Source organism: Baekduia sp. (assembly GCF_035318805.1).
Taxonomy (GTDB): domain Bacteria; phylum Actinomycetota; class Thermoleophilia; order Solirubrobacterales; family Solirubrobacteraceae; genus Baekduia.
Map to the genome: position 1 here is coordinate 19,920 of NZ_DATHDY010000009.1, position 25,104 is coordinate 45,023.

The window sequence follows — 25,104 nt, forward strand, 5'->3', positions numbered from 1 at the left end:
TAGCGAGCCGGGCGCCGACATTCAAACGCCTTCCCTCAGCGGTCGCAAGGGAGCACAATCAGCTTGGTGTCCCGGAAATATTGGGGCCTCCGGCCGCGACAGATCACCCCCGTAGCGCTGATGCTCGCGCTCACGATTGCGTGCTTCCTCGGTGCCCGGCTCCTCGGCGAGCGCGGCGCAAGACGCGACTCCGAGCGCCGCGCCGAGGTGGCTGCCGCACAGATCCGCGGGCGCGTCGAACAGGCGGCCTCCCTGACCGAGAGCCTCCGCCGGTTCATGGTCGGCGTCGCCGGGAGAGGGGTCACGAACCAGGAGTTCGAAAGCAACGCGTCGCGATGGCTCAGCCCGGCAGGCCTCCCGGCCGCCGCGTGGGTCGAGCAGGTTCCCGCTTCCCGGCGTGCGACGTACGAGCGGCAGATCGGCCACCCCGTCGTCACGCGGGACCGACGAGGCCGGATCGCATCCGTCGGGTCGCGTTCGTCCTACCTGCCGGCGACGCTGGTCTCGGGCGTCCCTCCCACGGCGGTGCCCGGGATCGATCTGGGCGGCGAATCCGGGATGGCCGCGGCGCTGGCTCGCGCGAGCGCCCTTCAAGACACGCGGGCAACACCTCTGGCCACCCTGCGAGACGGGACGAAGGGGCTCTTCCTCGTCACGTGGGCTCCGCGGGTCACCGGCGGGGTCGTCGAACCGGGGTTCGTGGTGGTGTTCCTCTCGGACCTGTGGCTGCGTGCGGCGGCCACGGACACGGCGCCGTTGCAGCTCACGGTCGGCGGCACCGCGAAGGGTCATCCTGACGGCGCGGCAACCGCCAGCAACGCCTTCGTGCAGGCGGGGCAGCGATTCGACGTCGCGGTGCGCCAGGAATCGGTCCAGGGCGCCGCGGCGGCCCTGCCGTGGATCATCCTCGCCGCCGGCCTCGTGCTCGCCGGCCTCGCCGGCGCGCTCGGGGTCAACGCGGAGCGGCGAGCCAGGGCGCAGGAAGAGCTCGACCGCATCTTCACGTTCTCCTCCGACCTGATCACGGTCGCCGACTTCGACGGACACTTCACGCGCGTCAACCCGGCCGCCGAGCGGGTTCTCGGCTACACGGCGGACGAGCTCCTCGCCCGCCCCTACCTCGATCTCGTCCATCCCGACGACCGTGAGAAGACGGCGGCGGAGGCGGCTTCGGTCGGCCACGGAAAGACCACCATGTCGTTCGAGAACCGCTTCGCTCGCAAGGACGGCTCGTACAAGGTGCTCGAGTGGACGGCGACGCCCGTCGTCGAGGACGGGGTCATGTACGGGGTGGCGCGCGACGTGACGGAGCGTCGGGAGGCCGAGGCCGAGCTGGGGCGGCTCGCGGACGAGCAGGCGGCGCTGCGGCGCGTGGCGACGCTGGTCGTGAGGGGCGTGCCCGCGGCGGGCGTCTTCTCAGCCGTCGCCGAGGAGCTGGAGCGGCTCTTCGACGCCCAGGCCACGATGATCGGGCGCCTCGAGCCCGACGGGACGATGGCCATCGTCGCCAGCACCGGGACCGCGCGCGACCAGATGCCGGTGGGCAGCCGTCTGACGCTCGGGTCGGGCATGGTCCTGGCCAGGGTGATACGGACCGGCCGGTCGGCTCGCGTCGAGGATTACAGCGACGCGTCCGGGTTCCTCGGCCAGGTGACGCAGCGGACGGGGATTCGGTGCTCCGTGGCGGTCCCGATCATGGTCGGGGGGTCGCTCTGGGGCTCGATGGGCGCCGGGACGGTGCGCCGGCAGTTCCCGGCCGACACCGAGCAGCGCATGGCGGAGTTCACCGAGCTCGTCGGGACCGCGATCTCGAACATCCAGGCGCGGTTGGACCTGGCGGCGTCCCGCGCGCGGATCGTCGCGGCCTCGGACGAGACCCGCCGGCAGATCGAGCGCGACCTGCACGACGGAGCGCAGCAGCGCCTGACCCACACCGTGATCACCCTCAAGATGGCGCGTCGGGCGCTCGCGACAGGCGATGACGACGCGCCCGGGCTCGTCGGCGAGGCGCTGGCCCACGCCGAGCAGGCCACCGTCGAGCTGCGCGAGCTCGTGCACGGCATCCTTCCCCCGGTCCTCACGCGAGGCGGGCTGCGCCCCGCAGTCGAGTCGCTCACCAACCGGATGCCGGTGCCGGTCGAGGTCACCTTGCCCGTGGACCGCCTCCCGCCTCCCGTCGAGGCGACCGCCTACTTCGTGGTCGCCGAGGCGCTGACCAACGTCGTCAAGCACTCCGGCGCACGGCACGCCACGGTCGATGCGCGCCTCGACGACGGCCACCTGCAGCTCCAGGTCCGCGACGACGGCATCGGCGGCGCCCGGCCCGAAGGCGGCGGCTTCGTCGGGCTGGCGGACCGACTCGCCGTCCTCGACGGCCGGCTCCGCGTCGAAAGCCCGACCGACGGCGGGACGCTGGTGGCCGCGGACATCCCGGTGCCGGTCTAGATGGAGTACGAAGTTCCGCTCATCGGGGCTACGCTCGAGGTAGCCAAGCGACGACGACGGAAAGCGCGGCTCCCTTGGGCGAGATCGACGAGTTGACGCAGCTCGTGCTGCACGAACGGCAAGGCCGCGACCGGGGCTGGTGGCAGCAGATGCGCGACTGCTTCCACCCTGGGGCGACGGTCCGGCTCAGCTGGTTCCAGGGCACCGCTGAAGCGTTCGTGGCCGAGTCGCAGGCGATGGGCGAGCGCGGCGACCAGGCGACACATCGGCTGGGGCCGCCCGTCGTCCACGCCCGCGGCGATCGCGCCATCGTCGAGCTGCCGATGACCGTCGATCTCCGCATCGAACTGGATGGCGTCGAAGCGGACCTGGCCTCGACGGGAAGGCTGCTCTACCGCGCCGAGTCCCGCGACGGACGCTGGCGGATCGCGGCAATCGACGCGATCTACCAACGCGACTCGCTGGTGCCGTCCGTTCCCGGGACACAGCTCAGCATCGCGACGGAGGAGCTCGCCGGCTTGCGGCCGTCCTACCGCCTCCTGTCCTATTGCTTCACCCGGCGCGGATACACGGTCGATGCCAACCTCTACGGCGACGATCGCCCCGACGAGGTCGCCGAGCTCTACGACTCCGCATTCAGCTGGCTGACATGAGCCACGGCGCGTCCGCCGGTGACGCGCCGCTCAGTCGTTCGGACCGCGAGGCGGACCGCTTCCTCGTTTGGTCGGCGCGGCGGATGTCAGATGTAGTACATCGCAACCCCCGCGTCCTTCTTCTCCTGCTCGACGATGTCGGCCACCGTCATCTTGGAGAGGACGTCGCGGGCGGCGTCTGCTGCGTTGGCGAAGATGCCTTCGGAGCCGGCGCCGAGTGGACCGTCGAGGAGCTCGACGATCTCCAGGACGGTGATCTCGGCGGCGGGGCGGGCGAAGCAGTAGCCGCCCTTGACGCCGCGCTGGGAGCGGAGCATGCCCGCGCGCCGCAGGACCGCGAAGAGCTGCTCGAGGAACTGGACCGGGATGCCGCGCTGGCGGGCGAGCTCGCCGATCGGGACAGGCGTGTCGCCGCCCTGGCGGCCCAGCTCGGTGAGCGCCTTCAGCGCGTAGGGCGACTTCGTCGTGATCGAGAGCATCGCTCCATCGACTCTACGACACGGGAAGACGAGAAATCCCGGAAACCCGCCCGGATACCCGTTCAGATGGCCCGACAACGAGTTCGGGGGACGAGCGAGGCCCGGCGCATGCCGGACGTCGATCGTCCCCCGAGGGTCCTGCTGGAGGCGGCTCTACAGCCAGCCGCGCTCCGTGGCGATCAGGACAGCCTGGGCGCGATCGACCGCGCCGAGCTTGCCGTAGATGTTGTGCAGATGGGTGCGCACGGTGGAGGTCGACAGCGACAGCTCCAGCGCGATCTGCTTGTAGACCTTGCCCTCGGCCAGGCGCTTGAGCACCTCGACCTCGCGCCCCGACAGCGGGCACGGATCGATCTGGCGCGTGCGGCCGGTCGTCGGGTACGGCAAGTCGTACATCACGCTGCGCAGCTCGCTCGGCCCGAGGCCGATCGTGCGGGCGCACTTGAGCAGCTCGGTCGGCGACACGGCGCTGCCCTGCGAGTAGTGAGCCAGCATGTCGGCGAGGCGCACGAACGCGGCCTCGCCCTGCGCGTCGTCGGCGTGGTGGCGTTCGATGACCGACGCGACGGCCTTCGGCAGCCCCCAGCGACGGGCGAGGACGCCGCCGACCAGCGCGTGGTCGACGCCGAGCTCGCGGCGCTCGCGGTGGATCCGCTCCTCCGGCGTGCGCGCGTTGCCGTGCACCTGGCCGGGATAGCCAGGATAGGCGTGCATGAGCACGAGCTTGCCGATGTCGTGCAGGAGCGCGGTGACCATCAGGCGGTCGCGGAACTCGTAGCCGGCCTCGGTGGCGAGGCGATCGGCGGCGCGCTGGGTCGCGACGCCGTGCAGCCGGAAGCGCTCCGGCGCGGCGTCCCAGACCGAGGAGCGCTCGAAGAAGTCGAAGGTGCGGGCGCGCGTGGCGAGCGCCTGCACGGCCTCGGGCGAGAGGAGGTCGACGGCCTGGACGACCGACTCGACCTTCCCGCGGCTCTTGCCCTCCACCTGGTTGCCCAGGCGCAGAACGGAGATCACGAGCGCGACGTCGGACTCGACGGCCGCGACCACCTCGCCGGTCGAGACGCGCTCCTGACGGACGACGCGCAGGAGGCGGTTGCGCGACTCGGCCAGGGCCGGGAACGCCTCCAAGGCCTCGAACGCGGCGGTCAGACGACGGCCGTGGCCTTCGTTGTGGCGTCGCTGGACATCGGCGGCAGGCGTGTGCTGCTGGCTCGAAGAGGCTGCTGCGGCTGGGGGCATGTCGTCTCTGGGCTCCATGGGCAAGGGCACGGCCGGTCACCGGCCCGTCTTACCTTCCGGTTATCGGCAGCCATGGACGGATGATTGAGCGCGCGGTCGAACACTTGCCGACCCCATTGTCCGACGACGTGCCCGCTGTGTTAGTTCAACACAGCGTCGAGGCGCCGCAGCGACGCTTCGCGACCCAGCACGGCGAGGCTCTCGAACACGCCCGGGGAGACCGCCGTGCCCGCCAGCGCGACGCGGATCGGCTGGAAGACGTCCTTGGGCTTGTGGTCGCCGGACTCGACGAGCCGGCGCAGCGCGGCCTCGATCTGCTCGACGTCGAACGGGTCCAGCGCGGCGAGCGCCCCGCGGGCCTCGGCCAGCAGCGCGAGGTGGTCCTCGTCGAGCCACTTCTCCCGCGCCTTGGGGTCGTCGACCGGGCCGTCGAACAGGAACCCGGCCAGGGGCAGGAAGTCGGCGAGCGTCCCGATCTTCTCCTGCGAGATCGCGACGGCCTCGCGCAGCCCGGTGCGGCCGGTGAACGCCTCGAGGCGCTCGGTGAGCTCGTCGACGCTCATGTCGCGCACGTAGCGGCCGTTGAGCCAGCGCAGCTTCTGGACGTCGAACTGCGCCGGGTTCTTCTGCACGCGCGCGATGTCGAACTGCTGCACGAGCTCGCCGGTCGAGAGGATCGTCTGGTCGTCGGCCGCGCCCCAGCCCAGCAGCGCGAGGTAGTTGCGCACGGCCTCGGGGAGGAAGCCGGCGTCGCGGAGCTCCTGCACCGAGGCGGCGCCGTGGCGCTTGGAGAGCTTCTTGCCGTCGGGTCCGTGGAGGAGCGGGAGGTGCGCGAACTCCGGCGCGGTCGCGCCCAGCGCCTCGTAGACCAGCAGCTGCTTGGGCGTGTTGGAGAGATGGTCCTCGCCGCGCACGACATGCGTGATCTCGGCGTCCATGTCGTCGACGGCGACCGCGAAGTTGTAGAGGACGCTCCCGTCGGCGCGGGCGATCACCGGATCGTCCATGTGCACGTGCTGAAACACCGTGTCGCCGCGGATCACGTCGTGGACGGTGGTGGCGCCCTCGTCGGGCACGCGCAGCCGCACCGCGCCCTCGTCCTGCGCCTCGCCGCGGAAGCCCTTGTCGGCGCCGTGCTGCGCCTTGTAGGCCTTGACGTCGTCGCCGGTCGCCGTCGAGCGATACGCCTTGCCCTCGGCCAGCAGCTGGTTGAGCAGCTCCTGGTGGCGGTCGGTCCGCGACAGCTGCGAGATCGGGCCCTCGTCGTAGTCGAGCTCCAGCCACTGCAGCGCGTCGAGGATCTGCTCGACGTTCTCGGGCGTTGAGCGCTCGCGGTCGGTGTCCTCGATCCTCAGGACGAGCGTGCCGCCGTTGCCCCGGGCCATCAGCCAGTTGTAGAGGGCCGTGCGGGCGCCGCCGATGTGGAGGGCCCCGGTCGGGGAAGGAGCAAAGCGAACGCGCATTTCGGTAGGACTCTAGGAGATGCCTTCTTCGACCCGCTCCTTCGCCACCCCGTGCTGATCGGCACCCACGTCTCCCCCGCCGGCGGCCCCGCCAAAGCCGTCGAGCGGGGAGTGGAGCGCGGCGTCAACGCGATCCAGATCTTCAACCAGAACCCGCGCGCCTGGAAGCCCACCGTCTACACCGACGACCAGGTCGCCGACTTCCGCGGGGCGATGGCCGGCTCCGACGTCGACGCGCTGCTCATCCACGCCGTCTACCTGCTCAACGCGGGCTCCGAGGACCCCGAGATCCGCGAGAAGACGCTCACGTCGCTGATCGCCTCGCTGCGCGCCGGCGACGCCCTGGGCGCGGTGTCGGTCGTGCTGCATCCCGGCTCGGCGCTGAAGGGCGAGGTCGGCCCGGCGATCGAGCGCGCGGGCGCGGTCATCAAGGAGGCTCTGGCCGAGAGCGAGCACTGCGCCCTGCACCTGGAGAACACCGCCGGCGCCGGCGGCACGCTCGGGCGCTCCTTCGAGGAGCTCGCCGCGCTGATCGAGGCGGGCGGCGCCGGCCCGCGGCTGGGCACCTGCCTGGACTCCTGCCACCTGTTCGCCTCGGGCTACGACATCCGCACGCAGCAAGGACTGACCGGCGTCCTGGACGAGTACGACCGGATCGTGGGCCTGGACCGTCTCGGCTCGCTGCACCTCAACGACTCCGTCAACGGCCTGGGCACGAACCGCGACCGCCACGCCGACATCGGCAAGGGTGAGATCGGGGAGGACGGCTGCGCGGTGTTCCTCTCCGAGCCGCGCTTCGAGACGCTGCCGGTGATCCTCGAGACGCCCGGTCCCGACAAGAAGGGCACGCCACCGGAGGAGATCGCCCTCAGCCGCGCGCTGCGCGAGCGAGGGCTGAAGGCCCGACGCTAGGGGTGCCGTAGGCGGCCGGCGAGGCCGAGGCCCACGACGGCCAGCCGTCGCCGCCGGAGGTGGGTCCCCAGTCGCGATAGCGACACGGTCTCCCAGACGTTCGGCCAGGGTGGTTTCGCGCCGCGCTCGCGCGGAGAAGATGGGCCGGACGCCTCGGCGTCGAGCAAGCACGTGCGGCCCCCGCCCCCGGTCCAGCGACAGAGCGGGGGCCGCATGCGCGACCGTACCGCTCGTGAAGTTTTTCGCGGGGGAGATCACTCCCCCGCACGTGGGGGATGTTGCGCCGGGCTCCGGATCAGCGCCGCAGCGTGAGGGTGCGCTTCGCCGTGTCCAGCGGTCGGGCGTCGCCCGCAGGCCCGCGCCCGGCGATCAGACCGTCGTGCGCCCGGCCGTCAGGCCGTCGCGGCCACCGGCACCGCGAGCGCCTCGGGGCCGAGGATGCGAGCGAGCTCGGCCCGCAGCGACGCCGTCGGGTCGACGCGGAAGTCCGACCCCAGCTTGAGCAGCCGCGCGCCGGCGGAGGTGCGCACGTCCAGCACGACGTCGGCCTCCCCCGTGTGGTTGCCGAAGACGTGCTTGAGCTCCTCGATGGTCGAGGCGGGCAGCCGCGCGGCGTCGAGCACGAGCGTCAGCGCCTCGGGGCCCTTGGCGACCTGCACGGCGGTGGCGCGCGCGGTCTCGACCTCGTGCGCCGACGGCGTGAACTGCTCGCACGTCTGCACCTTGATGCTCAGGCCGCGGTCGTCGTTGCCGACGCGCCCGCGAACCGTGACGATCGCGTCGACCTGCACGACGTGCGCGTACTCCTCCAGCGTGCTCTCGAAGAAGATCATCTCGACGGAGCCCTCGAGGTCGTCCAGGGTGGCGAACATCATCGTGTTGCCGGCGCGCGTCTTGAGCTTGCGCGTCGCGGTGATGATGCCGCCGGCCGTGATCCACTCGCCGTCCTTGACCTCCGACAGCTCGCTCAGCGGCCGGTCGACCTTGGCCAGCAGCGCCTCGCGGACCTCCTTGAGCGGGTGCGTCGAGAGGAACAGGCCGATGGCGTCCTTCTCGTGCGCCAGCAGCTCGTTCTTCTCGAACTCCTCCTCGGGGATCGGCGGGTGCGTCGGCCCCGCGAAGGCGGCCGCTGCACCGGTGGAGGAGCCGCCGTCGGCGGGCGCCTCGAAGAGGTCGAAGATCGAGCCCTGGCCGATCTCGGCGTCCTGCTGGATCTTCTGGCCCGCTCCCTGCGCCTGCTCGAGCACCGCGAGCATGCCCTTGCGCGACGCGCCGGTCGAGCCGAACGCCCCGCACTTGATCAGCGCCTCGATCGAGCGCTTGTTGACGGCCCTGGGGTCGACGCGCTCGCAGAAGTCCCAGATCGAGCGGAAGTTGCCGCCGTCCTCGCGCGCGCGCTTCATCGCCTCGACCGCCGCGTAGCCGACGCCCTTGACGGCGTCGAGGCCGAAGCGGATGTTGCCGTCGACGACGACGAACTCGTGGTCGGAGAGGTTGACGTCGGGCGGCAGGATCTCGATCCCCATCTCCTCGCAGCGCGCCGCGAAGAACGGGACCTTGTCCTTGGTGTCCATCACCGAGGAGATCAGCGCGGCCATGTACTGGGCGCAGTAGTTGGCCTTCAGCCAGGCCGTCCGGTAGGAGATGAGCCCGTAGCACGCCGCGTGGGACTTGTTGAAGGAGTAGTCGGCCGACTTCTCGTTGGTCGCCCACAGCCAGTCGATCGTCGACTGCGCCACGCCGTTCTTGGCGCAGCCCTCGCGGAACAGCGGCTCGAGCTTGGCCATGGCGGCGCGGTTCTTCTTGCCGATGGCCTTGCGCAGGTCGTCGGCCTGCGCGCCCGTGAACCCGGCCAGCTCCTTGGAGATGAGCATGGCCTGCTCCTGGTAGAGGATCACGCCGTACGTCGGGCCGAGGATCGGCTCCAGGCGCTCGTCGGGGATCGACACCAGGTCGGGGTTGCGCTTGCCGCGCGCGTAGGTCGGGATCTGCTCCATCGCGCCCGGGCGGTAGAGCGCGTTCAGGGCGACGAGGTCGTCGAACTCCGTCGGGCGGACCTTCTTGAGGGCCTCCTGCATGCCCTCGGACTCGAACTGGAAGACGCCGACCGAGTCGCCCGCGGCGAGCATCTCGTAGGTCTTCTCGTCGTCGAGCGGCAGCTTGGTCATGTCGGGCCGCTCGCCGGTCGAGCGCCCGATGATGTCCAGCGCGTCCTCGATGACGTCGAGGTTGCGCAGGCCGAGGAAGTCCATCTTGAGGAGGCCGAGCTCCTCGACGGGCTTCATGGAGAACTGCGTGACCTGCCGGTAGATCTTGTTGCCCGACGCGTCGGTCTCGTTCGCGTCGGCCAGCTGCAGCGGCACGACGTCGGTGAGCGGCATGCCTGCGATGACGACCGCGGCCGCGTGGATCGAGTTGTTGCGGACGATCCCCTCGAGGCCCTTGGCGACGTCGACGATCTGCTTGGCCGTCGGGTCCTTGTCGTACTCGAGGCGCAGCGGCTCGCCGGGCTTGAGGCAGTCGTCGAAGCTCGGCGACCGGCCCATGATCGGGTCGGGGATCAGCTTGGCGAGGCGATCGCCCTGGCCGTACTCGTGGCCGAGCACGCGGGCGGCGTCGCGCGTCGCCGCGCGCGGGAACATCTTGCCGAAGGTGATGATCTGCGCCACCGACTCGCGGCCGTACTTCTCCACGACGTACTGCATGACGCGCTCGCGGCCGCGCACGGAGAAGTCGATGTCGATATCCGGCATCGACACGCGCTCGGGGTTGAGGAAGCGCTCGAACAGCAGGTCGTAGCGCAGCGGATCGATGTCGGTGATCCGCAACGTGTAGGCGATGATCGAGCCGGCGGCCGAGCCACGGCCGGGGCCGACGGCGATGCCGTTCTCCTTGGCCCACTTCACGAAGTCCCAGACGATCAGGAAGTAGGCGTTGAAGCCCATGCTGTCGATGACGCCGAGCTCGTACTCCATCCGCTCCAGCGCAGCGGCGGGAACCGGGTCGCCGTAGCGGGCGCGCAGGCCTTCCTCGACGCGGCCGCGCAGGTAGGCCTTCTCGTCCTCGCCCTCGGGCAGGAAGCGCGGGATGAGCTGCTCGCCGAGCTTGATCTCGACGTCGCAGCGCTCGGCGACCTCGAGCGTGTTCGGGATGGCGTCGGGCCACTCCGCGAACTTCTCCAGCATCTCCTCGGAGGAACGCAGGTAGAACTCGTTGGTGTCGAAGGTCATCTTCGGCGCGGCGAGCGTCGACTTCGTCTGGACGCACAGCAGCGCCGTGTGGTGGTGGTAGTCCTCGCGCTTGAGGTAGTGCACGTCACCGGTGCCGACGAGCTTGCCGCCCATCTCGCGGGCGATCCTCACGATGCCCGCGTTGGCCTTGTCCTGGTCGGCGATGCCGTTCTTCTGGACCTCGAAGTAGACGTCCTCGGGGCCGAAGACCTGGATGAGCTCGTCGACGTGGGCGCGGGCCTCGGCCTCGTTGTCGGCGACGAGGCGCTGGCAGAAGCGGCCGGCCAGGCAGCCGGTCAGCGCGATGACGCCGTCGCTGTGCGCGGCGAGCTGCGCCATGTCCAGCGACGGCTTGCCGCGGTGCAGGCCCTCGAGGAAGCCGGCCGAGGACAGCTTGACGAGGTTGCGATAGCCCTCCTCGTTCTGGGCCAGCAGCGTGAGGTGGTTGCGCTCCACGCGGCCCGGTGCGCGATTGGTGTGGTCGTCGACCAGGTAGATCTCGCAGCCCAGGAGCGGCTTGACGCCCTCGTCCTTGCAGGCCTTGTACATCTCGATGGCGCCGTTCATGACGCCGTGGTCGGTCAGGCCCAGCGCGGGCTGCCCGAACTCGGCGGCGCGCTTGGCGAGCGCCTTGATGTTGCACGCGCCGTCCAGCAGCGAGTACTCGGAGTGGACGTGCAGGTGGACGGCTGAGGACTGGCTCACGGGCGAAGGTCGAGGATAGGTGTCGGATCGGACGGCGGGAGAGGGCGGGCGCGGCTGGAATCGGGGCCATCCCGCAAGCTGCGGCTTTCCACGGCGGCGGGTCGGTCAGCGCTCGCCGCGCTGGGCGCGATCGACCCAGGACAGCAGCGTCCGCACGGCGCGGACGTCGCCTTCGACCCAGGCCTCGTCGGGTCCCGCGGTGCCCGCCAGGACCGCCGGGAGGCGGCTGGCGGAGGTGTGCAACGTGCCGGCGGCAGGATCGTCGACGTCGGCCGGCAGGATGGTCAGCGGTCCGCGGCCGGACGCGATGACGCGCCAGCGATCGGCGCCGTCGGCCGCGACGTCGACCCTGAGCGGGCGGTCGACCGTCCAGGCCGCCGGTACCGCGCGGGCGAGCACGGTGAGCAGGAGCCCGGGCGAGGGCGCGATCCCCTCCGCGGCGAGCTCCGCGAGGCCGAGCGGCGCGCGGCGCGCCTTGAGCAGGCGGCGCAGCCGGCGGCGGCCCTCGATCGCGGTGCCGGGCAGGCGGCGCGCCGCGCCACCGGCGGCGAGCGGGACCAGCGCGGCCAGCGGCCCCGACACGCGCGCGTCGGTCACGCCCTGGCCGGGCAGCTCGACGCGCGCGCGCTCGGGCTCGACGGCGACCCGGTGCGTCGTACCGTCCTGCACCGCGAGCTCGTAGGCGATCGGTCGCTTGACGAGCCCGCCCTGTGCGGGCAGCAGCGCGACGAGCAGCAGCTCGGCGATGTCGGGCTCGTCCACCGCGAGGCCGGCCAGCGCGTCGCGCAGCCACGGGCCGGGACTCGTGATCGCCGGGCGCTTGGGCAGCGGCGAGCGCGTGGGAACGGGCGGAGCGACGGAGGCGGCGGGCGCCGCGGAGTCGGGCCCGAAGTAGGCGAACGGCGCGGGCGAGGGTTCGGGTGCGAGGTCGGCGCCGGGCGCCTCGAAGACCTCGGGCGCTTCGGAGAGCTCGGGCGCCTCGGAGACCTCAGGCGCCTCGGAGACCTCAGGCGCCTCCGGCCCCTCGTCGCCGTCGCCACTCTCCCGGTCCCCCGCCTCGACCGTCGAACGCAGCCGCGCCGCGGCGGCCGTCAGGTCGAGGCCCAGCGACGAGGGGCCCGCCACCGGGGCCTCCGGCGTCCGCAGCTGCGACAGCGCGTCCCGCAGGGACGCCAGCGCCGCCGGATCGGGCCCGGCGGCCGGGCGGGCGATCGCACGGAGGTCCTCGAGCTCCGCCTCGACCTCGGCCAGGCGGCTCTCGGCGAAGGTGCGAGCGGCGCGGTCGGCGTCGCCGCGGCGGCGCTCGGCGTCCAGCTCGGCCTCGGCGACCCAGCGTGCCGCACGCTCGGCGTCCAGCTCGGAACGGACCGCGGCCGCCGCGGCCACGCCCTCCTGCAGCTCGGCCACGCGCGCCTGCATCGCGGCCAGCGAGGCGGCGAACGCCTCCTGCTCGGCCCCCAGCTCGCGGCGTACGCCGTCGCGCAGCCCGGCCGCGATCGCCACGACCGACTCCACGCGCGCCGCCAGCCGCGCCGACCGGGCGCCGTCGCCGGCGCGCACGGCCTCCAGCTCGCCGTGCAGCGCGTCGAGCGCCGCGCGCAGCTGCGCCTCGACCGCGCCACGCCGCGCCAGCTCGCGCTCCAGCTCCGTCGCGCGCGTCGCCGCGGCCAGCGCGCGGTCGCGCTCGGCGGCCAGCGCAGCATCGGCCGACACGCGCGCCCGCGCGGCATCCTCGCGCTCGGCGGCCAGCGCGCCCTCTGCCGCTGCCCGCGCCGCGCGTTCCGCGTCAAGTCGCTCGCGCAGCACCCGCGCCGCGGCGCCCAGCCGCTCACGCACCGCCGCGACCGCGCCCTCGACGGCGGCCACGCGGGCGGCGAACTCCCGCCGCTCGACGACGAGGCGCTGCTCCACGGCCGCGGTATCCGCCCGCGCCGACCGCTCGCGCTCCAACTCCCGCCGCGCATCGGCCACCGCGGCGGCCGCCGCACCGGTCAACGCGTCGCGCCGCTCCAGCTCGTCCCGCAGCGCCGCGTGCTCTCGCTCCAGGGCGCTGCGGCGCTCGCGCTCCACGCGCTCGCCCGCGCGCGCCTCCTCCAAGGCCCGTCGTGCGCGGTCGCGCTCGGCGACCAGCACGGCGACCTCCGCCTCGGCCTCGGCGAGCCGCTCGCGCAGCTCGGCGACCTGGCCGCCGGCCAGCTCGCGCGTCGCGGCCGCCTCGCCCTGGGCCTCCAGCCGCTGCTGCTGCTCGGCCCACTCGCGCTGCCGCGTCGTGCGCAGATCGCGCTCGTGGGCCTCGACGGCCTCCTTCAGCGCGTCGCGCTCGGAGGCGACCTCGCCCAGCCGGCGCTCGGCCTCGAACAGCCGCAGCTCCAGCGACGCGTCCTCGCTGACCTCCGCGCGCCGGGCGCGGCGGGAGGCGAGCACGTCGGGGTCGACGACGTTGCCGGAATCGGTCGGAGGCGGCTGGGACATCCGGGCGGGAGACTAGGCCCCCACCCGGACGCATTCGCCCCCGAACGATTGCGCAGGGGTGCCGGGTTAGGAGGACGAGCGCTTGCCGCCGACCGCGAGCGCGACGATCGCCACGCCCACGACGCCGAGCGCCGCCGCCTTGCGCGACGCCAGGGCGCCGGAGCGCCCGCGCAGGTACAACTTGCCGCCGTTCCAGACGACGTAGCCGAGGATCTTGTAGCCCATTAGCTCATTGTCCTACCCACGGTCCTCGTTGCGCAGACGCCATGCCAGGCGCGACTGCAGCGACCACAGCTCGATGAAGCCCGGCGAGGCCTGCTGGCTGAACAGCCCTCCGGACTCGCTGAACGTGGCCAGCTGCGCGTCGTAGACCGCGTTGGGCGACTCGCGCGTCACCACGCGCGCCATGCCCTTGTAGAGCTTCATCCCGATCGTCCCGGTCACGTACTTGTTGACCTCGTCGATGTACGCGTCGAGATCGGTCCGCAGCGGCTCCCACCACAGGCCCGCGTAGACGAGGTAGGCCCACTGCTGGTCCAGCGTCGGCTTGAAGCGGTTCTGGTGGATCGTGCCGACCAGCCGCTCGAGCTCGGCGTGCGCGGGCAGCAGGATCGCCGCGGCCGGGACCTCGTAGATGTCGCGGACCTTCAGGCCCACGATCCGGTCCTCGATGTGGTCGACGATGCCGACGCCGTGCTTCATGCCCAGCGCGCCCACGCGCTCCAGCAGCTCGACGATCTCCAGCTCTTCGCCGTTCAGCGCGACCGGCACGCCCTCCTCGAAGGTGATCGTCACCGTCTCGGACTCGTCGGGGGCGTCCTCGGGCCGCGTGACCAGCTGGAAGACGTCGTCGTCGGGCGCGTGGTCGAGCTCCTCGATCCACTTGCCCTCCGAGGAGCGGCCCCAGATGTTGTCGTCGATCGAGTACGGCGCGGTCTCCGTGCCGCCCTTGACCGGGATCCCGTGCTCGCGCGCGTAGGCGATCTCCTCGTCGCGGCCCATCTTCCAGTCGCGGACCGGGGCGATGATCTTCAGCTCGGGCGCCAGCGTGGCGACCGTGCCGTCGATGCGCACCTGGTCGTTGCCCTTGCCCGTGCAGCCGTGGGCGATCGTGTCGCACCCGGTCTCGCGCGCGACGTCGACCGCGAGCTTGGCGATCAGCGGCCGCCCCAGCGCGGTGAACAGCGGGTAGTTGAGCCCGTAGATGGCATTGGCCTTGATCGCCGGGACGATGAAGTCATGGGCGAACTCCTCGCGCGCGTCGATCACGCGGGCGTCCACCGCGCCCAGGCGCAGCGCCTTCTCGCGCACGACCTCGTAGTCCTCGCCGGGCTGGCCCAGGTTGATCGTCAGGGCGACGACCTCGCACTCGTACTGGTCCTGGATCCACTTCAGCATCACGCTGGTGTCCAGGCCGCCCGAGTACAGCAGGCACACGCGATGGACGTCTTCGGGCCGCGCCAGGTAGGACGCGGCGGGTTCGTGGGGCTGGAGGACTTCGTCGGTCATCGGCTCACTTGGGTGGGGTCGAGGAGACGCGCGAGCCGGGCGAGGGCCTCGTCCAGCTCGGCGTCCGTGATGGTCAAAGGCGGCAGCAGCCGCAAGGTGGTGGGGCCGGTCGCGTTGAGCAGGAGGCGCTCCTCGCGCAGCGCGCGGCCGACGAGGTCGGTCGCCGGCTCGGCGCGGCCGGGGTCCAGCTCGGCGGCGAGCATGAAGCCGCGGCCGCGCACCTCGATCACGCCGGGCAGCTCGGCGAGCACGTGGCGCAGGCGCTCACCGGTCTCGCGCACGCGCGCGAGGAGCACGGGGTCCTCGACGACGTCGAGGACCGCCAGCGCGGCGCTGCACGCCACCGGGCCGCCGGCGAACGTCGAGCCGTGGTCGCCGGGCTCGAAGCCGGCGGCGAAGCGCTCGTTGGTGATCAGCGCGCCGATCGGCAGGCCGCCGCCCAGCGCCTTGGCGACCGTCATGAGGTCGGGCACGACGCCGCTGTGCTCGTAGGCCCACAGCGTGCCGGTCCGGCCCAGGCCGCACTGGACCTCGTCGAAGATCAGGGCGGCGCCGACCGCGTCGCACGCCTCGCGCGCCGCGCGCAGGACGTCGGCGCCCAGCTCGTAGACGCCGCTCTCCCCCTGCACCGGCTCGAGGATCACGGCCGCGGTGCCGTCGTCGACCGCCGCCCGCAGCGCCTGCGCCGTCGGCGCGACCGCCACGAAGCCGGGCACCAGCGGCGCGAACGGCGCCTGCTTGGACTCCTGCGGCGTCGCGCTGAGCGATCCGTAGGTGCGGCCGTGGAAGCCACGGTGCACCGAGACGATCGTCCCGCCGCGCTTGGCCTTGCGGGCCATCTTCAGCGCGGCCTCGTTGGCCTCGGTCCCGGAGTTGGCGAAGTGCACGCGGCCGCCGAGCGACGACTGCGCCAGCCGCCGCGCGAGCTCCTCGCCGGGTGCGGTGTGGAAGAGGTTGCCGACGTGGATCAGCCGCGCTGCCTGCTCCTGGATCGCCGCGACGACGGCCGGGTGCGCGTGGCCGACCGAGTTGACCGCCAGGCCCGTCTGGACGTCGAGGTACTCGACGCCGGCGGCGTCCCACAGCCGCGCGCCCTCGCCGCGGACGAACTCGACGGGCTGGCGCGCGTAGGCGGGGACGAGGTGGGCGTCGGAGGCCACGGCGCTCACGTGGCGGCCCGGATCTTGGTCCCGAAGGACAACGCGTCTGCGCTCATCACCATCATGTCGCAGCTCGGATCTTTGTCCCGATGCCCTCGTCGGTGAACAGCTCCAACATGATCGAGTGGGGCACGCGGCCGTCGACGATGTGGGCGGAGGTGACGCCGCCGTGGATCGCCTCGACGCACGCCGCGAGCTTCGGGCGCATCCCGCCGGCGACCTCGGTCAGCGCCTGCTCGACGTCGTCCGAGGACGCCTCGGAGATCCGCGACAGCGGATTCGCCGGGTCGCGCAGCCAGCCCGAGACATCGGTCAAAAACAGCACCTTGTAGGCCCGCAGCGCCCGCGCGACGGCACCTGCGGCCTCGTCGGCGTTCACGTTGTAGGAGTTGCCCTCGCGGTCGGAGCCGACCGAGGCGATCACCGGGATGTAGTCGGTGGCGATGTGGCGCAGCACGTCGATGTTGACGCGCGCGATGCGCCCGACGAAGCCGACGTCCTCCCCGTCGGGCGCCGCCGTGCGCTCGCACTGGAACAGCCGCCCGTCGTCGCCGCACAGGCCGATCGCGGACTGGCCGTGGCGGTTCATGCGCAACACGATGTCCTTGTTGACCTTGCCGACGAGGACCATCTTGGCGACCTCGACGGTCTGCGGATCGGAGACGCGCAGGCCGCCGACGAACTCGACGGGGATGTTCAGCCGCTCCATGTAGGCGGTGATCTCCGGCCCGCCGCCGTGCACGACGACCGGGTTCATCCCCACGTACTTGAGCAGCACGACGTCGCGCGCGAAGTCCTCGCGCAGCTCGGGGTCCTCCATCGCGGCGCCGCCGTACTTGATCACCACGGTTCGCCCGTGGAACTCGCGGATGTAGGGCAGCGCTTCGAGGAGGGTGCTGACGTCGCGCATCAGATGGAGCTGTCCATCAGGTCGTGTACTCCGCGTTGATCTTGATGTAGTCGTAGCCGAGGTCGCTGAAGAAGACCTCGGTCTCGAAGCCGTCGCCCGGCAGGCCGATGACGTACTCGACCTCGTCGCGGGCGACCCGCTCGGCCAGCGCCGGCACGTCGTGCTCCACGGCCATCCCGGCGACGCAGACCTGCACGCCCTCGATCGAGACGTCGACCGGCAGCGGCGCCGTGTCGGGCAGCGCCAGGCCGACGGCCTGGACGATCCGGCCCCAGTTGGGGTCGCCGCCGTAGAGCGCGGTCTTGACCAGCGGCGAGTTGCCCACGGCGCGCGCGACGCGCTCGACGTTCGGCCCGTGCCCCCCGCGGACCGTGACGCGGCCGACGCGCTTGGCGCCCTCGCCGTCGCGCGCGATGTCGATCGCCAGCTGGCGCAGCAGCGCGTCGAGCGCCTGGCCGAAGCGCAGCTCGCCGTCGGACTCGGGCTCGACCTCGACGCCGGAGGCGCCCCCGCAGAGCAGGATCGCCGTGTCGTTGGTCGAGAGCTGACCGTCGACGGTGATGCGGTCGAACGAGCGCTTGACGCACACCCCGAGCAGCAGGTCGGCGGTCTCGGCCGAGACGACCGCGTCGGTCTCCACGAAGCACAGCATCGTCGCGAACGAGGGCTGGATCATCCCGGCGCCCTTGCACTGCGCGGCCAGCCGGACGGTCCCGCCGGGCAGGTCGACCTCGACCGTCGCGCGCTTCTCGAACAGGTCGGTGGTCATGATCGACTGCTGGAAGGCGCCGACGCCCTCCGGGCTCAGCGACTTGCCGGCCTCCAGGAGCCCGCGCACGACCTTGTGGCCGTCGAGCTGGACGCCGATCACGCCCGTCGAGCAGACCGCGACGCGGTCCTCGGTCGTCCGGCCCATCATCGCGCCGGCGCCCTGCATCCGCGCGGCCTCGTCCATCCCGGGCCGGCCGGTGGCGGCATTGGCGTTGCCGGAGTTGACCGCGACGGCCTTCAGCGCATCCAGCCGCGCGCGCTCACGGGTGACCAGCACCGGCGGCGCGGCCGTGCCCGAGCGGGTGAAGCGCGCGGCGCTGGTCGTCTCGTCGGAGTCGCTGACGAGCAGGCCGACGTCCAAGGCGGGTGGGTGGGCCGGCATCTTGATGCCGGCCGCCGCGCCCGCGGCGCGGAACCCCGCCGGCAGCGGCGCGCCGGGAACCTCACGCACGCCCTCGGGCACCTCGACCCAGCGCGAGCGGAAGAACGGGATCGCGGGCGCGTCGGACCTCATGCGATGCCCTCGGCCTCGGGGCGCCCGAACATGAGGTTCAGCGACTGCACGGCCTGCGACGACGTGCCCTTCCACAGGTTGTCGATGGCGCCGAAGGCCAGGACCTTGCCGGTCCGCGGGTCGATCTGCACGTTGATGGCGCAGATGTTCGTCTCGCGGACGTCGCGCACGCCGGGCGGGCCGTCGACGACGTCGACGAACGGCTCGCCGGCGTAGGCCTCCTCGTAGAGCGCGACGACGTCGCCGGGCTCGGCGGCGCTGGTCACGTAGCAGGACACGAGCTCGCCCTGGTCCAGCGGCAGCAGGTGCGGGGTGAACGTCACGGGGACGTCGGCGCCCAGCGCGGCGAGCTCCTGGTCGATCTCCGGCGCATGGCGGTGCGTGCCCACGCCGTAGGGCGTGACGTTCTCGTCCACGCTGACGAAGTGGGTCTTGGCCGTGGCCGCGCGGCCCGCGCCCGAGACGCCGGACTTCGCGTCGATGACCACGTCGTCGATCAGGCCGGCGCGCGCCAGCGGCGCCAGCGTCAGGATCGCGGCGGTCGGATAGCAGCCCGGGCCCGCGACGAGCGAGCTCGCGCGGATCGCGTCGCGGTAGAGCTCGGGCAGCCCGTAGACCGCGTCACCCAGCAGCTCCGGGTGCTGGTGCTCGACGTAGTACTCCTCGTAGACCGCCAGATCGCGGAGCCGGAAGTCCGCGCTCAAGTCCACCACCTTGACGCCGCGCGCCAGCAGCGCCGCGACCACCGGCGCCGACGCGCCGTGCGGGTAGGCGACGATGGCGGCGTCGACCTCGCCGTGGGCGCCGTCGAGGTCGAGCAGCTCGAGCTCGCGCGCCACACGGTGGTGGGGGTACAGCGCGTTCAGCGGCGTGCCGGCGTCGCTGCGCGACGTGATCGCGGCCAGCCGGAAGTGCGGGTGGCGGTCGACCAGCCGTGCGGCGAGCGCGCCGGCGAAGCCCGACGCCCCCGCGACCAGCACGGACGGCGGCTCAGCCACGCAGCTCACCGCCCAGCTGCTCGGTGAGCGCCTTGACGATCTTGCGGCGCGCGGGCGCGACGTCCTCGTCGGTCAGCGTGCGGTCGGGCGCCTGGAACGTCAGCGCCAAGGCCAATGACTTGCGTCCCTCCCCCACCTGCGCGCCACGGTAGACGTCGAAGACGCGCACCTCCTGCAGCAGCTTGCCGCCCGCCGCGCGGACGGCGCCGACCACGTCGGCGGCCGGCACGTCGTCGGCGACGACGACTGCGAGGTCCTGCCGGACCGGCGGGAAGCTCGTGAGGTCCTGGAAGCGCGGCACGGCGACGGCGTGCACCACGACGCGATCGAGGTCCAGCTCGAAGCCCGCGACGGCGCCTTCGAGGTCCCAGGCGCGCGCGACCAGCGGGTGCAGCTCGCCGACCCAGCCGAGGGCCTCGTGGGGTGGGTGGGCCAGCATCACCCGGGCGCTGCGGCCCGGGTGCAGGAACGGCTCGGTCGCGGCCTCGACGGTCCAGTCGACGCGCAGCGTGTCGAGCACCGCGGCCAGCAGGCCCTTGGCCGCGAAGAAGTCGGCGGCGCGATCGTCGTGGGTGCCCCAGGACGGCGGCACGAGCCGGCCGTGCAGCAGCGCGCCGACCGCGCGGCGCTCGATCGGCAGCCGCGAGGGCGGCTCGGTCCGATGGCCGAAGTAGACCGCGCCCTGCTCGAAGAGCCGCAGGTCGGCGTTGCCGCGCGCGACGTTGTGGCGCGTGGCGTCCAGCAGCGATCCGAGCAGCGTCGTGCGCAGGACCGAGTGGTCCTCGCTCATCGGGTTCTCCAGCGGCACGAACGCGCGGCGCGGATCGTCGGCGGGCAGCCGCAGGCGGTCGGCGACGCCGGGCTCGGTGAAGCTCCAGCCGACGACCTCGTAGGCCCCGCGGCCGACGAGCGCGTCGACGGCGCGCCGGCGCAGGCGCTGCTCGCTGGTCAGGCGGCCCGCGGCGCCGCGGCGCTTGGGCAGCGTCGCGGGGAGCTTGTCGAGGTCGAAGCGCCCGACCTCCTCGACGAGGTCGACCTCGCGCGTGACGTCGTCGCGCCGGAAGCCCGGCACCGTGACGTCGAGGCCGTCGTCGGCGTCGCCGACGGTGAAGCCCAGGCGCGTCAGCGTCTCGCGCTGGCGCGCGAGCGGGATGGCCATGCCGAGCAGCCCCGCCACGCGGCGCTCGCGCAGGCGGAGCGTCGGCGTGGGCCATGGGTGCTGGGCGTAGGGCCCGACGTCGATCGTGCCGCCGACCACGGAGGCGCCGGTCAGCTCGATCATCAGCCTGGTCGCGACGGCCTGGGCCTCCATCGCCTGCTCGGGCGCCAGCCCCTTCTCGAAGCGGCCCGAGGCCTCGCTGCGCAGCTGCAGCTTGTTGGAGGTGCGGTGGATGTTGGGCCCGATCCACGTCGCGACCTCGAGCAGCACGCGCGTGGTGTCCTCGGAGACCTCCGACCGCGCGCCGCCCATGACGCCGGCGATCGACGTCGGTCCGTCGGCGTCTTCGATGACGAGCATCTCGGAGTCCAGCGTGCGCGTCTGGCCGTCGAGCGTCTCGATCTGCTCGCCGTCGCGGGCGCGGCGCACGGTCAGCTCGCCGCCGGCGACGCGGTCGAGGTCGAACGCGTGCAGCGGGTGGCCGGTGAGCAGCATCACGTAGTTGGTGATGTCGACCACGTTGTTGATGGGGCGCATGCCCGCGGCGGTCAGGCGCGCCTTCAGCCAGCGCGGCGACGGGCCGATCGTGACGTTCGCGAAGTGACGCGCGGTGAAGCGCGGGTTGAGGTCCGGGGCCTCGATGCGGACGTGGGCGCCGGGGACGTAGCCCGGCTCGCCCGGGTCGTCGGTCCACGGCGCGGGCGCCAGCGGCGCGCCGGTGGCGGCGTGGACCTCGCGGGCGAGCCCGTAGATCCCGAGGCAGTCGGGGCGGTTCGGCGTGATCTCGAACTCGACGACCTCGTCGCGCACCGGCAGCACGTCGTCGAGCGCCGTGCCCGCGGCAAGCGCGTCGTCGAGGACCATGATCCCGCCGGCGCGGTCGCCGGCGATGCCGACCTCGTCCTCGGACAGGATCATCCCGGCCGACGACTGGCCGCGCAGCTTGGCGTTCTTGAGCGTCGTGCCGTCGGGCATGACCGCGCCGGGCCGCGCCACCGCGACCGTCTGGCCCGCGTCCACGTTGGGCGCGCCGCAGACGATCTGCTGGATCTCCTCGCCGTTGCCGACGTCGACCGTGCACACGCTCAGCCGGTCGGCGTCGGGATGCTTCTCGCGGGTCAGCACCTTGCCGACGACGAACCCGTCCGGCGATCCGACGCCGTGGTGGTGGATCGCCTCGACCTTGGTGCCCGTCAGCGTCAGGCGCTGCTCGAGCTCCTCGAGGCTGATGTCCGGCGCGCAGTACTCGCGCAGCCACGTGTAGGGGACTCTCATCCGAACTGCTCCAGGAAGCGAAGGTCGTTCTCATAGAACAACCGGAGGTCGGCGACGCCGTGCTTGAGGAAGGCGATGCGCTCGATGCCCATCCCCCACGCGAACCCCTGGACCTTCTCGGGGTCGTAGCGCTCGTCGTCGACGTAGGAGTACACGTTGGGGTCGACCTCGCCGGCCCCGAGGATCTCGATCCAGCCCTCGCCCTTGCAGAGCGGGCAGCGCGAGCCGTCGGGCATCCAGCCGTCGTTGCAGTTGAAGCACGAGACGTCGACCTCGACGCTCGGCTCGGTGAACGGGAAGAAGTGGCCGCGCAGGCGCACGTCGCGCTCGTCGCCGAAGATCGCGCGGGAGAACTCCAGCAGCGTGCCCTTCAGGTCGGCCAGCGTGATGTCCTCGTCGACGGCCAGCCCCTCGACCTGGTGGAACTGCGGCGTGTGGGTCGCGTCGTTGTCGCGCCGGTAGACACGGCCGGGGATGACGACGTACAGCGGCGGCGGGTGCGCCTGCATCGCCCGCACCTGCATCGGCGAGGTGTGCGTGCGCAGGACCGTGTCGTCGGACGTGTAGAAGGTGTCGGTGCGGCCGCGCGCCGGGTGCGTCGGCTCGTGGTTGAGCGCGTCGAAGTTGTACTGGACGGTCTCGACCTCGGGACCCTCCATGACCGTGAAGCCGAGGCCGAGGAAGACGTCCTCGAGCTCGCGCAGGGTCTGGGTGATGAGGTGCAGCCGCCCGACGGGCTGAAGCGGGTCGCCCGGGAGCGTGATGTCGACACGGTCGGCGATCAGCCTGCTGTCGAGCTCGGCGGTGTCGAGACGCTCGCGTGCCTCGGCCATCCGCGACTCGAGCGCCTTGCGCACCTCGTTGGCGCGCTTGCCGACCTGGCCGCGCTGCTCGGGCGGCAGCTCGCCGACGCCGCGCAGGAGGTTCGGCAGCTCGGCCTTGCGCCCCAGCAGGCGCACGCGGAGCTCCTCGAGCTCCTCGGTGCTGCCGGCCGCCTGAACGGCCGCCAGGCCCTCGTCATGGATCTCTTCGATGCGGTCGAGCATCAGGCCTCCGGGACCCTAGTCAGTTCGTAGACCGCCAGCGTGGCGGCCATCGCGGCGTTCAGCGACTCGTTGGCGATGGGGATGTGGGCGGCGCGATCGCACGCGGCGAGCACCTCCGGCGGCAGCCCGGCGCGCTCGGCGCCGATCACCAGCGTCAGGTCGCCGGTGCGGTCCCAGGCGTCGCCGCGCAGCACGTCGCCGCGACGGGCGTCAAGCGCGACGCGGACCCCGGGCAGCTCGTCGATCGCGGCCACCCTCGCCACCGGCACCTCGAAGATCGCGCCCATCGACGCGCGGACCGCCTTGGGCCCGTACGGGTCGGCCGTGCCCGGGCCCAGGACGACCGATCCGGCGCCGAACGCCAGCGCGGCGCGCAGGACGGTCCCGACGTTGCCGGGGTCCTTGACGCCCCACAGGGCGACGCACAGCGGCCCGGCGGGCTGCGCCCAGCGCTCCTCGAAGACGCCCAGCGCGCGCGTGCCCGAGCCCAGCGAGGAGACCTTGGCCAGCGCCTCCTCGGACACGTCGACGCCGGAGCGCAGCAGGTGCACCGGCTGCCAGCCCGCCTGCTGGGCGGCGGCCAGCAGGTCCTCGCCCTCGGCCACGAAGCGCCCGCGCTCGCGCCGCGTCTGCAGACGCCGGATGTCCTTGAGCAGCGGGTTGGTGTGGGAGGTGATCATGGGATGCGGATCAGGGCAAAAAGAAGGGCGCCGTCCCGGTGAGGAAGCGGCGCCCTTGAGAGCTTGATGTCGGTGAGTCGCGCTACGCAGCGGCTGCCGACGCCTCACGGGCGGCCTCGGCAAATCGGCGGAACGTCTCGGGGTCGCGCACGGCGATGTCGGCCAGGACCTTGCGGTCGAGGTCGATCTCGGCCAGCTTCAGGCCGTGGATGAACTCGCCGTAGGACAGGCCGTTGAGGCGGGCGGCCGCGTTGATGCGCGTGATCCACAGGCGGCGGAAGTCGCGCTTGCGGTTGCGGCGGTCGCGGTACGCGTAGGAGTCGGCCTTGGTCAAGGCCTCCTTCGCGCGCTTGTAGTTCGAGTTGGCCTCGCCACGGAAGCCCTTGGTGAGCTCCAGCGTCTTGCGACGCTTCTTCTTGGCGTTGACTGAGCGCTTGACGCGGGTCACTTCTTCTTCGCTCCCAACAGGGTCTTGACCCGCGGCTGGTCATGGGGCGACAGGACGAAGTCCTTCCCGAGGTGTCGCTTGTGCTTCGGCGACTTCTTCTCGAGGATGTGGCTCGTGAAGGCGTGGCGAGCCTTGACCTTGCCCTTGGCGGTCAACTTGAAGCGCTTCTTGGCGCCCGAATGGGTCTTCATCTTCGGCATAAGCGGAGGCGGGCCAGTATAGGAAACGACGTGCGCGATCGCACGGCACTGGCCCCGGCCAGTATGGCAGGAGGTGCGCTGTTGCGCGGTCTGGCCTGGGCCGTAGGCTAGCGCGGTGGCCTTGATCACGACCAGCCGCCGCCTCATCGGCCGTGAACGGGAGCTCGAAGCGCTCCGCTCGGCCCTGCGCGACGCGTGCGAAGGACGCCCCTCGCTGGCCTTCGTCTCCGGGGAGTCCGGCGTGGGCAAGACGCGCCTGCTCAACGAGTTGATCGGCGGCGCCGAGCAGCTCGGCGCCCGGGTGCTGACCGGCGAGTGCGTCGAGCTGGGCGACGGCGAGCTGCCCTACGCGCCGCTGGTCGGCGCGCTGCGTCCGCTGGTGCGCACCGGCGACCCCGGGCTGCTCGGGCTGCCCGCCGCAGCGCGCCGGGAGCTGGCCGCGCTGCTGCCGGGCCTGGCCGAGCCCGACGGCGACGGCGACGCGCCCGGCCCGCGGGCCACGGAGTCGGACCGCGTCGGCCAGGCCCAGGGCCGGCTGTTCGAGGCGCTGCTGGCCGCGCTGGACCGCATCGGGCGCGAGCAGCCCGTCCTGCTGGTCATCGAGGACATCCACTGGGCCGACCGCTCGACCCGCGACTTCCTGTCGTTCCTCGGACGCAACCTCGCCGACGAGCGGGTCCTGGTCGCCCTCAGCTACCGCCCCGACGAGCTGCACCGCCGCCATCCCCTGCGTCCGCTGCTCGCGGCGCTGGAGCGCACCCCGACGGCGCGCCGCATCGAGCTGTCGGGCCTGCGCCCGCAGGATGTCGCCGAGCTGGCGCGCGAGCTGCACGGCA

At 72.3% G+C, this 25,104-nt stretch carries 20 protein-coding genes; 4 read left to right on the plus strand and 16 right to left on the minus strand.

All coding sequences use genetic code 11. The features are described 5' to 3' along the window. Positions 1-120: 120 nt before the first annotated feature. Positions 121-2,445, plus strand: coding sequence for a PAS domain S-box protein (locus VK501_RS00910; protein ID WP_324333685.1), 2,325 nt, complete (start codon positions 121-123; stop codon positions 2,443-2,445). A gap of 74 nt (positions 2,446-2,519) precedes the next feature. After that, a complete protein-coding gene (locus VK501_RS00915) occupies positions 2,520-3,098 on the plus strand; it encodes a nuclear transport factor 2 family protein (protein ID WP_324333687.1) in 579 nt (192 codons plus the stop codon). An 86-nt stretch (positions 3,099-3,184) separates the two neighbouring features. Here the strand turns inward: VK501_RS00915 and VK501_RS00920 are convergent, their stop codons facing one another. The 3 genes from VK501_RS00920 to gltX form a co-directional block, all read right to left on the minus strand. Next, the gene (locus VK501_RS00920; RefSeq protein ID WP_324333689.1) at positions 3,185-3,577 is read right to left on the minus strand and encodes an Rrf2 family transcriptional regulator; all 393 of its coding nucleotides are present in this window, start codon (positions 3,575-3,577) and stop codon (positions 3,185-3,187) included. A gap of 153 nt (positions 3,578-3,730) precedes the next feature. Then, positions 3,731-4,816: an HDOD domain-containing protein gene (locus VK501_RS00925; RefSeq protein WP_324333691.1), complete on the minus strand. Its 1,086-nt coding sequence runs from the start codon at positions 4,814-4,816 to the stop codon at positions 3,731-3,733. Between the two features lie 140 nt (positions 4,817-4,956). Continuing rightward, on the minus strand, positions 4,957-6,279 hold the full coding sequence (gene gltX / locus VK501_RS00930) for a glutamate--tRNA ligase (protein ID WP_324333693.1): 1,323 nt from the start codon (positions 6,277-6,279) through the stop codon (positions 4,957-4,959). A gap of 51 nt (positions 6,280-6,330) precedes the next feature. Between gltX and VK501_RS00935 the strand changes: the two genes are divergently transcribed. Continuing rightward, a complete protein-coding gene (locus VK501_RS00935; RefSeq protein WP_324333695.1) occupies positions 6,331-7,191 on the plus strand; it encodes a deoxyribonuclease IV in 861 nt (286 codons plus the stop codon). A 392-nt stretch (positions 7,192-7,583) separates the two neighbouring features. On the opposite strand, the gene dnaE is transcribed toward VK501_RS00935, so the two are convergent. The 13 genes from dnaE to rpmI all read right to left on the minus strand — a co-directional run bounded on the left by dnaE (position 7,584) and on the right by rpmI (position 24,268). Beyond that, positions 7,584-11,126, minus strand: a complete 3,543-nt coding sequence (gene dnaE, locus VK501_RS00940) for a DNA polymerase III subunit alpha (protein ID WP_324333697.1) — start codon at positions 11,124-11,126, stop codon at positions 7,584-7,586. Between the two features lie 105 nt (positions 11,127-11,231). After that, positions 11,232-13,598 (minus strand): hypothetical protein, encoded by a 2,367-nt coding sequence (locus VK501_RS00945; protein WP_324333699.1) that lies wholly within the window; start codon positions 13,596-13,598, stop codon positions 11,232-11,234. 66 nt (positions 13,599-13,664) lie between these two features. Continuing rightward, positions 13,665-13,823, minus strand: a complete 159-nt coding sequence (locus VK501_RS00950) for a hypothetical protein (protein WP_324333701.1) — start codon at positions 13,821-13,823, stop codon at positions 13,665-13,667. A 12-nt stretch (positions 13,824-13,835) separates the two neighbouring features. Next, complete coding sequence (locus VK501_RS00955; RefSeq protein ID WP_324333703.1) at positions 13,836-15,107, minus strand: argininosuccinate synthase; 1,272 nt, start codon at positions 15,105-15,107, stop codon at positions 13,836-13,838. Continuing rightward, positions 15,104-16,276, minus strand: a complete 1,173-nt coding sequence (locus tag VK501_RS00960) for an acetylornithine/succinylornithine family transaminase (protein ID WP_324333704.1) — start codon at positions 16,274-16,276, stop codon at positions 15,104-15,106. Before VK501_RS00960 ends, VK501_RS00955 begins: the two co-directional genes overlap by 4 nt. A 52-nt stretch (positions 16,277-16,328) precedes the next feature. Beyond that, positions 16,329-17,177 (minus strand): acetylglutamate kinase, encoded by an 849-nt coding sequence (argB, locus tag VK501_RS00965; protein WP_324333707.1) that lies wholly within the window; start codon positions 17,175-17,177, stop codon positions 16,329-16,331. A 16-nt stretch (positions 17,178-17,193) separates the two neighbouring features. Continuing rightward, positions 17,194-18,462, minus strand: a complete 1,269-nt coding sequence (gene argJ / locus VK501_RS00970) for a bifunctional glutamate N-acetyltransferase/amino-acid acetyltransferase ArgJ (protein WP_324333709.1) — start codon at positions 18,460-18,462, stop codon at positions 17,194-17,196. Further along, positions 18,459-19,460, minus strand: a complete 1,002-nt coding sequence (argC, locus tag VK501_RS00975; RefSeq protein ID WP_324333711.1) for an N-acetyl-gamma-glutamyl-phosphate reductase — start codon at positions 19,458-19,460, stop codon at positions 18,459-18,461. Before argC ends, argJ begins: the two co-directional genes overlap by 4 nt. Beyond that, positions 19,453-21,894, minus strand: coding sequence for a phenylalanine--tRNA ligase subunit beta (gene pheT, locus VK501_RS00980; RefSeq protein WP_324333713.1), 2,442 nt, complete (start codon positions 21,892-21,894; stop codon positions 19,453-19,455). The genes argC and pheT overlap by 8 nt, the downstream gene beginning before the upstream one ends. Then, on the minus strand, positions 21,891-22,940 hold the full coding sequence (gene pheS / locus VK501_RS00985) for a phenylalanine--tRNA ligase subunit alpha (RefSeq protein WP_324333715.1): 1,050 nt from the start codon (positions 22,938-22,940) through the stop codon (positions 21,891-21,893). The genes pheT and pheS overlap by 4 nt, the downstream gene beginning before the upstream one ends. Then, the gene (locus VK501_RS00990) at positions 22,940-23,620 is read right to left on the minus strand and encodes a TrmH family RNA methyltransferase (protein ID WP_324333717.1); all 681 of its coding nucleotides are present in this window, start codon (positions 23,618-23,620) and stop codon (positions 22,940-22,942) included. The genes pheS and VK501_RS00990 overlap by 1 nt, the downstream gene beginning before the upstream one ends. 82 nt (positions 23,621-23,702) lie before the next feature. Next, on the minus strand, positions 23,703-24,068 hold the full coding sequence (rplT, locus tag VK501_RS00995; protein WP_324333719.1) for a 50S ribosomal protein L20: 366 nt from the start codon (positions 24,066-24,068) through the stop codon (positions 23,703-23,705). Continuing rightward, a complete protein-coding gene (gene rpmI, locus VK501_RS01000; RefSeq protein ID WP_349258945.1) occupies positions 24,065-24,268 on the minus strand; it encodes a 50S ribosomal protein L35 in 204 nt (67 codons plus the stop codon). Before rpmI ends, rplT begins: the two co-directional genes overlap by 4 nt. A gap of 115 nt (positions 24,269-24,383) precedes the next feature. On the opposite strand from rpmI, the gene VK501_RS01005 reads away from it, so the two are divergent. Then, positions 24,384-25,104, plus strand: a 721-nt coding sequence (locus VK501_RS01005; RefSeq protein ID WP_324333723.1) for an ATP-binding protein, incomplete at its 3' end; no start/stop codon positions are given.

Excerpts from the sequence above, each read along its gene's own strand:
- pheS (WP_324333715.1), bottom strand. The coding sequence starts at position 22,940 with ATGCTCGACCGCATCGAAGAGATCCATGACGAGGGCCTGGCGGCCGTT.
- VK501_RS00990 (WP_324333717.1), bottom strand. The coding sequence starts at position 23,620 with ATGATCACCTCCCACACCAACCCGCTGCTCAAGGACATCCGGCGTCTG.
- VK501_RS00910 (WP_324333685.1), top strand. The coding sequence starts at position 121 with ATGCTCGCGCTCACGATTGCGTGCTTCCTCGGTGCCCGGCTCCTCGGC.
- VK501_RS00920 (WP_324333689.1), bottom strand. The coding sequence starts at position 3,577 with ATGCTCTCGATCACGACGAAGTCGCCCTACGCGCTGAAGGCGCTCACC.
- VK501_RS00945 (WP_324333699.1), bottom strand. The coding sequence starts at position 13,598 with ATGTCCCAGCCGCCTCCGACCGATTCCGGCAACGTCGTCGACCCCGAC.
- pheT (WP_324333713.1), bottom strand. The coding sequence starts at position 21,894 with ATGAGAGTCCCCTACACGTGGCTGCGCGAGTACTGCGCGCCGGACATC.
- VK501_RS00950 (WP_324333701.1), bottom strand. The coding sequence starts at position 13,823 with ATGGGCTACAAGATCCTCGGCTACGTCGTCTGGAACGGCGGCAAGTTG.
- VK501_RS00955 (WP_324333703.1), bottom strand. The coding sequence starts at position 15,107 with ATGACCGACGAAGTCCTCCAGCCCCACGAACCCGCCGCGTCCTACCTG.
- rpmI (WP_349258945.1), bottom strand. The coding sequence starts at position 24,268 with ATGCCGAAGATGAAGACCCATTCGGGCGCCAAGAAGCGCTTCAAGTTG.
- VK501_RS00925 (WP_324333691.1), bottom strand. The coding sequence starts at position 4,816 with ATGCCCCCAGCCGCAGCAGCCTCTTCGAGCCAGCAGCACACGCCTGCC.
- argB (WP_324333707.1), bottom strand. The coding sequence starts at position 17,177 with ATGCGCGACGTCAGCACCCTCCTCGAAGCGCTGCCCTACATCCGCGAG.
- gltX (WP_324333693.1), bottom strand. The coding sequence starts at position 6,279 with ATGCGCGTTCGCTTTGCTCCTTCCCCGACCGGGGCCCTCCACATCGGC.
- argJ (WP_324333709.1), bottom strand. The coding sequence starts at position 18,462 with ATGAGGTCCGACGCGCCCGCGATCCCGTTCTTCCGCTCGCGCTGGGTC.